Origin of the sequence: Hominilimicola sp. (genome assembly GCF_046972485.1) — a bacterium.
GTDB classification, from domain to species: domain Bacteria; phylum Bacillota; class Clostridia; order UBA1381; family UBA1381; genus Hominilimicola; species Hominilimicola fabiformis.
In genome coordinates, this window is sequence record NZ_JBKVWU010000091.1 from 1 (window position 1) to 8,714 (window position 8,714).

Annotated in this window: 10 protein-coding genes; all 10 read right to left on the bottom strand. The window is 39.5% G+C overall.

The features are described 5' to 3' along the window. Positions 1–238: 238 nt before the first annotated feature. Positions 239–589, bottom strand: a complete 351-nt coding sequence (locus tag ACLTU0_RS08955; protein WP_412322114.1) for a type II toxin-antitoxin system PemK/MazF family toxin — start codon at positions 587–589, stop codon at positions 239–241. A 1-nt stretch (position 590) separates the two neighbouring features. Next, the gene (locus ACLTU0_RS08960; RefSeq protein WP_308456228.1) at positions 591–752 is read right to left on the bottom strand and encodes a hypothetical protein; all 162 of its coding nucleotides are present in this window, start codon (positions 750–752) and stop codon (positions 591–593) included. A 46-nt stretch (positions 753–798) separates the two neighbouring features. Next, positions 799–1,956, bottom strand: coding sequence for an alanine racemase (gene alr, locus ACLTU0_RS08965; RefSeq protein WP_022230483.1), 1,158 nt, complete (start codon positions 1,954–1,956; stop codon positions 799–801). Between the two features lie 88 nt (positions 1,957–2,044). Continuing rightward, positions 2,045–3,589: an NAD(P)H-hydrate dehydratase gene (locus tag ACLTU0_RS08970; RefSeq protein ID WP_412322116.1), complete on the bottom strand. Its 1,545-nt coding sequence runs from the start codon at positions 3,587–3,589 to the stop codon at positions 2,045–2,047. 3 nt (positions 3,590–3,592) lie between these two features. Beyond that, a complete protein-coding gene (locus tag ACLTU0_RS08975) occupies positions 3,593–4,159 on the bottom strand; it encodes a DUF6106 family protein (protein WP_022230481.1) in 567 nt (188 codons plus the stop codon). 24 nt (positions 4,160–4,183) lie between these two features. Then, positions 4,184–4,768, bottom strand: a complete 585-nt coding sequence (locus ACLTU0_RS08980; RefSeq protein WP_022230480.1) for an XTP/dITP diphosphatase — start codon at positions 4,766–4,768, stop codon at positions 4,184–4,186. 350 nt (positions 4,769–5,118) lie between these two features. Beyond that, complete coding sequence (gene gltA / locus ACLTU0_RS08985; RefSeq protein ID WP_337598821.1) at positions 5,119–6,510, bottom strand: NADPH-dependent glutamate synthase; 1,392 nt, start codon at positions 6,508–6,510, stop codon at positions 5,119–5,121. Between the two features lie 19 nt (positions 6,511–6,529). Next, complete coding sequence (locus ACLTU0_RS08990) at positions 6,530–7,381, bottom strand: sulfide/dihydroorotate dehydrogenase-like FAD/NAD-binding protein (RefSeq protein ID WP_117966948.1); 852 nt, start codon at positions 7,379–7,381, stop codon at positions 6,530–6,532. An 88-nt stretch (positions 7,382–7,469) separates the two neighbouring features. After that, a complete protein-coding gene (locus ACLTU0_RS08995) occupies positions 7,470–8,363 on the bottom strand; it encodes an RluA family pseudouridine synthase (protein ID WP_412322119.1) in 894 nt (297 codons plus the stop codon). Beyond that, positions 8,363–8,714: CpXC domain-containing protein (locus ACLTU0_RS09000; RefSeq protein WP_412322121.1), on the bottom strand; the 352-nt coding region annotated here is incomplete at its 5' end. The genes ACLTU0_RS09000 and ACLTU0_RS08995, both read right to left, overlap by 1 nt.

An 8,714-nucleotide genomic window follows, 5' to 3' on the forward strand; every position in this document is an offset into this window, starting at 1 on the left:
AACCGACCTCCCAATAGTTAGATTTTTGGTCTAACTTTTGGGGGTCGGTTCATTTCAAAGCCTCATTTTTTGTTACTGATTCAGATTTTATAAACAGATATACACCCCTACACAATAAAAAAAAAGGTTATCGGCTAAAATGCCGATAACCTTTTTATATGTAGCTACCTATGCTACATAACACGTTATTATTCTATCCATATTAAAACCTCCCATATTTTCGATAATTAAGAGGTTTTTAAAATCCGCCGAGTCCGAAACTTATTGACAATGCATTATTAACACTTGTCATAAGTCCGTCATCTATACGGCCTATTTTCTCTCGTAATCTTCTTTTATCAATCGTCCTGATTTGCTCAAGCAATATCACAGAATCCTTATTAAGTCCGTAATCCTTTGCAGCAAGTTCGATATGCGTAGGCATTTTTGCCTTATTAATTTGGCTTGTTATAGCCGCCGCAATCACCGTAGGACTGTATTTATTACCTATGTCGTTCTGTATAACAAGTACAGGTCTTATACCGCCTTGTTCACTTCCGACAACCGGGCTTAAATCGGCGTAATAAATATCTCCTCTTTTCACAATCAATTTACTCACACTCCGTCAGTTTTTCCTCACACAGCGAAAGACTTTCGTTATCCGCCTCCAAACACATTTGTGCCAGTTCAAGATTTATATCCGCCATTTCCTTATAACCTTTTTCAAGTTCGGCTACAAGTTTATTTTTATCGGATTTTTTGATTTGTGACAAAGCAATCAGGCCCCCTTTTTCAGTTTTCAAGATAACCGTTTATCAACTACATAAGGTAGTTTAATACCTTCACCGCCTTTCCGTCTTTTGTATAAATTCTCGGGATACGCTTACCTATTACACATGACACCTCGTAGTTTATTGTTTCAAGCCACTCGGCTAAATCATCAACAGTTACTCCTTCACGTCCGAATATGATTACTTCATCGCCTTTATCAATATTATGGACATTTGTAACGTCAATCATACATTGATCCATACAAATTCTTCCGATAATAGGAACTTTTACACCGTCAACAATCATCTTACCATGCTTTGCAAGCTTTCTTAAATATCCGTCAGCATAACCGATAGGTACTGTTGCAATTTTGGTTTTCTTATCGGTTATGTACTCTTTTCCATAACTTACCCCTCTGCCCGGTTCAACTTCTTTTATATGTGTTATTGTTGATTTTAGCGTCATTGCAGGAATTAGATCAAGTCTTGACTTATCCACTTCGTCAGACGGATACATTCCGTACAAAATAACACCCGGACGCACCATATCAAGGTGCATTTCAGGGTACATCATTATTCCGGCACTGTTGCAAATATGCTTAATCGGAATATTAAGTCCTTTTTCTTCAAGTCTGTTGCAAACATCCATAAAACGTCCGTATTGCAAAAGTGTATACGATTTATCGTACTCGTCAGATGTTGCAAAATGTGAGAATATACCTTCAATTTCAATATAAGGCAGTTTTGATATTTTTATAATTTCGTCTACAATTTCTTCATTGTCTTCTCCTGCAAGAAAACCTATACGGCTCATTCCTGTATCAATTTTGATATGAATTTTCGTAACTTTTTCTTTTCTTTCAGCCTCATAAGAAAGTGCTTTTGCAAATTCATATGTGAATACACTCGGTGTTATATCAAAATTGATTAAATCTTCAACAGCTTCTTCACCGCTTGCACCAAGTATCAAAATCGGCACGGTTACGCCACGGCTTCTAAGCTGTTTACCCTCCTGCAAAACCGCTACGGCAAGACGGTCTGCGCCGTTTTCAAGGAGCGTTTTTGCAACCTCCAAAAATCCGTGACCGTATGCATCGGCTTTTACTACCGCCATTATTTTTGCATTCGGATTTGTTATCTTTCTTATTTCCTTTATGTTATGAGCTATTGCGTCAAGATCAACCTCTGCCCAAGTTCTTTTATCCATTGTTATACTACTCCTTTTCCGAATGAAAATCGTCCACATTGCTGTGAGAGATTTAATTCAGTTCTTATTAATTATAGCATATAGCCATTTAATTTTCTACTTGTAATATTTGTCTTAAAGCACACGGAATACACTCCATAACTTTAGACGCGGTTACGGACTCGATTCCATACTTATCTTTGGCAATATCACCCGCCAAACCATGTATGTACACCGCCATAGCTGACGCAACGGTTTCGTTTATCCCTCTTGATACAAGTGACGCAACCGTTCCGGCAAGTACATCACCGCTGCCGCCTGTTGCAAGACCTGAATTGCCTGTAATATTAATATATTGTTCTCCGTCCTGACCTGTTACAATCGTATGATGTCCTTTTAAAATCAAAGTGACTCCGTTTTCCTCCGCAAACTCCTTTGCGGTAACAAGTCTGTTATCCTCAATATATTCCCTCTCAAGTCCCGTTAAACGTGACATTTCAACCGTATGCGGTGTAAATATCACAGGGCAAGTGCAACTGCTTAAAGCCTTCATATTTTCCGCTACGGCATTTATTCCGTCTGCATCGATTATAACGGGAACTTTTGAATATTCAAGCACACTTTCAACAACTTCCGAAACATCGTCACATCTTCCCAATCCCGGGCCTATAAGCACCGTATCAGCTTTATCAACTCGTTTTAAAATTTCATCAATCGCCCCGGCAGAAATACGTCCGTTTTTGTCGCTTAACGGCACTGTCATAACTTCTGTCGTTTTTGCCTCCATGGCACCGTTAAGACTGCTCGGTACTGCAAGCGTAACAAGTCCGCTGCCTGTTGTAACGGCGGTTTGTGACGACAAATATGCCGCCCCTGTCATTCCGGCAGAACCTGCTATAACAAGTACCTTACCGTAATCGCCTTTCTGCGAATTGTTTTCACGTTTAGGGAAATTTGAACGCACAAATTTATCGTCAATTACGTTAATTTTCAAATTCTGTCCGTCAATTATATAGTCCGGAATTGAAATATTCTTAACCGCTGCCTTTCCCACATAATCAGCCGCAGGGAACATAAGCATACCGACTTTGTAAGCCGCAAAAGTCACTGTTTTGTCAGCCTTTATACATACTCCGCAAATTTCGCCGCTGTCGGAATTAATTCCGCTCGGAACGTCAACCGCCATTATATACTTTGCGTTATCGTTAATTTCACTTATAACGTCATAACTTATTCCGCGTACAGTTCCACTTATGCCTGTTCCGAAAATTGCGTCAACAATTATGTCATACGAACGCACTATATATTTCAAATCCTCTATATCGGAAATGACATCAATGTTGATATTCATTCTCTTGATTATATCAAAATTAATTTTTGCGTCGCCTTTAAATTCATTTCCGCATACCAAATAAACCGCCACATCAATGCCCATATTGTACAGATGTCTTGCGATTGCGAAACCATCACCGCCGTTATTGCCTTTTCCGCAAAATACTGCGACCGATTTTTCCGAAAGGTTTGCAAAGTCGTTTTTTAGTTCTTCCACACAAGCCATAGCGGCATTTTCCATAAGCACAATACTCGGTATTCCGCCGATTTCGCTTGCCGCCTTGTCCACACCTCTCATTTCAGAGGCAAAACACGCTTTCATATTTTAGTCCTCCATTACAAATACATTTCTCGGATTAAATCTCTTGATTGATTCAATCATCTTTGATGTAGGCTGGAACAATACTCTGTAATTTTCACTGTCTTGGCTGTAATCAACAAAGTAAACATTACCTCTCGACTTGTCGCCCGTAACGTCAAAAGTTTTGCTTACTGTTACGTTTTTATAATCGTGATTATGCTCGTTATCATTGATATTCGCACAAATATTTATTTCTTTAAAGTCAAAACTCGCAATTCTTTTTCTTGCTTTCTTTGACATAATCTTATCAATATCAATTTCGCTGTTTGTAAGTATATATTCGTACTCAATATTTTGCATACTCATAAGCAAATACGCACCGTACCACGCAAATGCTATAAGCACAAGTCCGATACTAAATGAAAACGAACCGAATTGAGTGCCCGAAAGTGCAGTAGCCGTTGCAAAAATAAGTAATAGCAAAGCCAGCGATACAATAATCGCCGCAAAAATTATAACTGCGATAATCGCCTTTTGTCCGCCTGTTTTTTTCTTCTTTAGTATGTATTCCAAATATATATCATTCATCATAGCAATCTGTTACCTTTCTTATATTTAATTCATTTTCTTCAACTTATCATACAGATTTTTCAATGCACGTCCGCGATGGCTGATTGAATTTTTTTCTTCGTCACTGCTTTCGGCAAACGTTTTACCGAGTTCGTCAGACAAAAATATCGGATCATATCCAAATCCGTTTTCACCCTTAGGCTCTTTTGTTATCGTGCCTTTTACTTCACCCTCAGCGGTTATTTCCGTACCATCAGGCATTATAAACGCTACCGACGTCACAAACTTTGCTCTGCGGTTTTCGTTGTCGCCGAGTTCCGTTAAAAGTTTGTTAATTCTGTCCTCGTCCGTTGCATTATCACCGGCGTATCTTGCACTTCTGACACCCGGTGCACCGCCGAGTGCCTCAACGCATATGCCCGAATCGTCCGCAAGGATAGGATAATCGCAAACCATAGCAACCGCTCTTGCCTTAATAAGTGCGTTTTTTACAAACGTGTCGCCTGTTTCTTCCACATCAACATCAAGTCCAAGCTCTTGTTGTGATACGATTTCAATGTCAAGCGGTGCAAGAATTTCTTGCATTTCTCTTATTTTTCCTTTGTTTTTTGTTGCAGCTATTACCTTCATAAGACTGCCTCCGTAATTTAATTATTTCTCTAAATATTCTACTACATATAGCGTTTTTTTTCAAGGTCTAAATAGAAAATTACACAATTTGAGTACAAAAAATGCACTCCGTAAAGAGTGCATTTTTTCAAATTTTAGCCAAAACCGTTATGGTTTTGGCTACTTTATTCTTGGGAGTATGAGGTGCTAACCTCATTGAAAATCATTTCTGACGACCTGTGCGACAGAAATGGCTTAAAATCTAAAGTTTCGACTTTGGAGGAACTTTATGATTTTTTCTCTAAAAATACTCAAAAATTACATCGTAAGATGTGATTTTTGGGTTGGCAACAATTTGTTGCCAACCGTTTCTATTTGCTTAGTTCTTCATCTATTGCAGCAGCTGCGGCTTTACCCGCACCCATTGCAAGAATAACTGTTGCGGCACCTGTTACAACGTCACCGCCGGCATATACATGGTCTTTTGAAGTTTTACCTGTTTCCTCATCAGCAATGATACAACCTCTCTTATTTGTATCAAGACCCTTTGTTGTCTTTCTGATAAGCGGGTTCGGAGTTTGACCGATAGCTACAACTACTGTATCTACGTCAATAACTTCTTCACTGCCCTCGATAGGAACAGGACGTCTTCTGCCACTGTCGTCAGGCTCGCCAAGTTCCATCTTGATAACTTCCATACCGTTTACCCAACCGTCCTCGTTGCCAAGAATCTTTGTAGGATTTTGAAGAAGTTTAAATTCGATACCTTCTTCTTCTGCGTGGAATACTTCTTCCGCTCTTGCAGGAAGTTCTTCCTTACCACGTCTGTAAACAATATATACATTTTCAGCGCCAAGACGCTTTGCCGATCTTGCAGCGTCCATAGCAACGTTACCGCCGCCAAGAACCGCAACATTTTTACCTACATATACAGGTGTATCGTATTCAGGGAACTTATAACCCTTCATAAGATTAATTCTTGTTAAGAATTCATTTGCACTGTATACACCGTTAAGGCTTTCGCCCTCGATACCCATAAAGTGAGGCAGACCTGCACCTGAGCCGATATATACCGCATCAAAATTCATTTCGTCAAACAATTCGTCAACAGTAAGTGTCTTACCGATAACTACGTTAGTTTCGATGTCAACACCCATTTCCTTTAGGTTAGAGATTTCCTTTTGCACAATATCCTTTGGAAGTCTGAATTCAGGAATACCGTACATCAAAACGCCGCCTGCTGTATGGAATGCCTCGTAAATTGTTACTTCGTAACCCTTTTTAGCAAGGTCGCCCGCAACTGTAAGTCCTGAAGGACCGCTTCCTACAACTGCAACTCTCTTACCGTTTGAAACAGGCTTTTCAATTTCTTCCTTGACATTCTTCATATGCCAGTCGGCAACAAATCTTTCAAGTCTGCCGATACCGACGCTTTCGCCCTTGATACCTCTTACACACTTTGATTCACACTGCTTTTCCTGCGGACATACTCTGCCGCAAACAGCAGGAAGTGCATTTGTTTCCTTAATCTTCTTATAAGCGTTTTCAAATTCACCCTTTGCAACAAATGCGATAAATTCAGGGATTTTAACGCTTACAGGACAGCCTTGCATACAAGGCTTATGTTTACAGTTAAGACATCTCTGTGCCTCGTCTATTGCCATTTCCTCTGTATAACCTGTTGTTACTTCAAGAAAATTCTTGTTTCTTACATTAGGACATTGCTCCGGCATCGGATTTTTGTCCATTCTCATATTTGGCATATTAAAAATCCTCCCTTAATCAGTCTTGATGATTGGTTCTGCCTATTCTGCAGTGACCTTCTTTACATGATTTTTCTTCGTAATCCTTAAACATTCTGCCACGTTTCATAGCAGTATCCCAGTCAATCTTGTGACCGTCAAAGTCAGGACCGTCCACGCAAGCGAACTTTGTTTCTCCGCCGACTATTACACGGCAGCCGCCGCACATACCTGTACCGTCAATCATAACAGGGTTCATTGAAACTGTTGTAGGAATGTTGTATTGTTCTGTCAGCTTACAGACAAATTTCATCATTACAAGCGGACCGATTGCGATTACTTCGTCAAACTTTTCGCCTGCTTCGATTTCTTTTTTAAGCATATCTGTAACAAAGCCTTGATTTCCGTTTGAACCGTCGTCTGTTGCAACGATAAGTTTGTTTGAAACTTTCTTTAGTTCATCTTCAAGAATAACTAAATCCTTGTTTCGAAAACCTGTGATAACCGTTACGTCGGCACCAAGATTATGAAGTTTCTTAGCCTGCGGATAAGCTATAGCTGTACCAAGACCGCCGCCGATAACCGCAACTTTCTTTAGACCTTCAAGCGGTGTAGGTGTTCCCAAAGGTCCGGCAAAGTCAAGAATTTCTTCTCCTTCTTCAACCTGTGCAAGGTCCTTTGTTGTCTTACCTACGATTTGTACGATAATTGTAACTGTTCCCTTTTCTCTGTCAAAATCTGCGATTGTAAACGGAACTCTTTCGCCGTATTCATCAATTCTCAAAATGATGAACTGTCCAGGCTCTGCTTTCTTCGCAACCAATGGAGCTTCAACCTCCATTAAAAAGATTTGCGGATTAAGCACATTCTTTTTAACTACTTTGTAAGCCATTATATCACCTCTTAAATTTAGTTCAATAAATTAAAATATTAATACATATATGTTATCATATCATAACTTTACTGTTTTTTCAATGATTTTACGAAAGTTTTTCGATAAAAGCTCTCATATCTTCTGCCATTTCGTCTTTAAACTCCATTATTTGACCTGTTATCGGATGCGTAAAGCAAAGATAGCACGAATGTAACATCTGTCTTTTTGCAATATTGTGGTCCTCCGTTCCGTAAAGCCAGTCGCCTACAAGCGGATGACCGATATATGCCATATGCACACGAATTTGATGCGTACGCCCCGTTTCAAGCTCCATTTCAAGCAATGTATACTCTCCGTAACGTTTTACAACTCTGTAATGTGTTACGGCTCTCTGTCCGTCAGGTGCTACAATTCTGTTTATAACACTTCCGTCGGCACGTCTTATCGGTGCGTCAACCGTTCCGTCACGCTCTACATCACCGCACACGATACACATATATTTTCGTTTCAATTCTTTTTTCTGTATTTCTTCACCCAATCTTGCGTGTATGTATGAATTTTTTGCAACAGCCATAAGTCCCGAAGTATCTTTATCAAGACGGTTTACCGCACGAAAAACTCTTTCCTCGCCTTTGCTTTTGTAATAATACATCACACCGTTTGCAAGCGAATTTTCGTAATTTCCCATTGACGGGTGAGTCGGCATATTCGACGGTTTGTTTATAACAAGCACGTCCTCGTCTTCATACACAATATCAAGCGGAATATCGGTAGGCACAATATTTTCGGACGCAGTGTCACGAATTGTTATTTTTAAAATATCACCCTTTGCCGCCAAATCCACAACACGTTTGTGTTCTCCGTTTACCTGTATTCCCTCTTTGTATTTCTTTAAGTCCTTAATCAGATTTGTTGAAATTTTAAAATGCTGTTTTAAAACAGTCGTTATATTCGCTCCGTCATATTCTGACGGAATTTCATATTCAAGTACTCTGTCCATCAGTTGTTAAACCCGTTTAAAAGTCTTGTCGCATATGACGCGTCAACCATTTCCCACCCGAAGCTGTACGGTTTCATACCCGATTCAAGAAGTTGTTTATGGATTGTGTCGTATGTTTCTTTAGGCACTTTTGATGTGTATGTTTGATTTTCGATTGTGTCGTATATCATAAATTCTATCACTTCATCCTGACACTTTCCGAAACGGCAAACTCTCTGCTCCGCCTTTTCCAAGTCCTGCGACAATACCATAAGTTTTATAACCTCCATAGTCTTGTCGTTCATATCGTTATCAAAGATAAGAATTTTTTCAAGCAATTCATTATAATCGGTTACAAAACGTAAATTATAC

Excerpts from the sequence above, each read along its gene's own strand:
- alr (WP_022230483.1), bottom strand. The coding sequence starts at position 1,956 with ATGGATAAAAGAACTTGGGCAGAGGTTGATCTTGACGCAATAGCTCAT.
- ACLTU0_RS08970 (WP_412322116.1), bottom strand. The coding sequence starts at position 3,589 with ATGAAAGCGTGTTTTGCCTCTGAAATGAGAGGTGTGGACAAGGCGGCA.
- ACLTU0_RS08975 (WP_022230481.1), bottom strand. The coding sequence starts at position 4,159 with ATGATGAATGATATATATTTGGAATACATACTAAAGAAGAAAAAAACA.
- ACLTU0_RS08980 (WP_022230480.1), bottom strand. The coding sequence starts at position 4,768 with ATGAAGGTAATAGCTGCAACAAAAAACAAAGGAAAAATAAGAGAAATG.
- gltA (WP_337598821.1), bottom strand. The coding sequence starts at position 6,510 with ATGCCAAATATGAGAATGGACAAAAATCCGATGCCGGAGCAATGTCCT.
- ACLTU0_RS08990 (WP_117966948.1), bottom strand. The coding sequence starts at position 7,381 with ATGGCTTACAAAGTAGTTAAAAAGAATGTGCTTAATCCGCAAATCTTT.
- ACLTU0_RS08995 (WP_412322119.1), bottom strand. The coding sequence starts at position 8,363 with ATGGACAGAGTACTTGAATATGAAATTCCGTCAGAATATGACGGAGCG.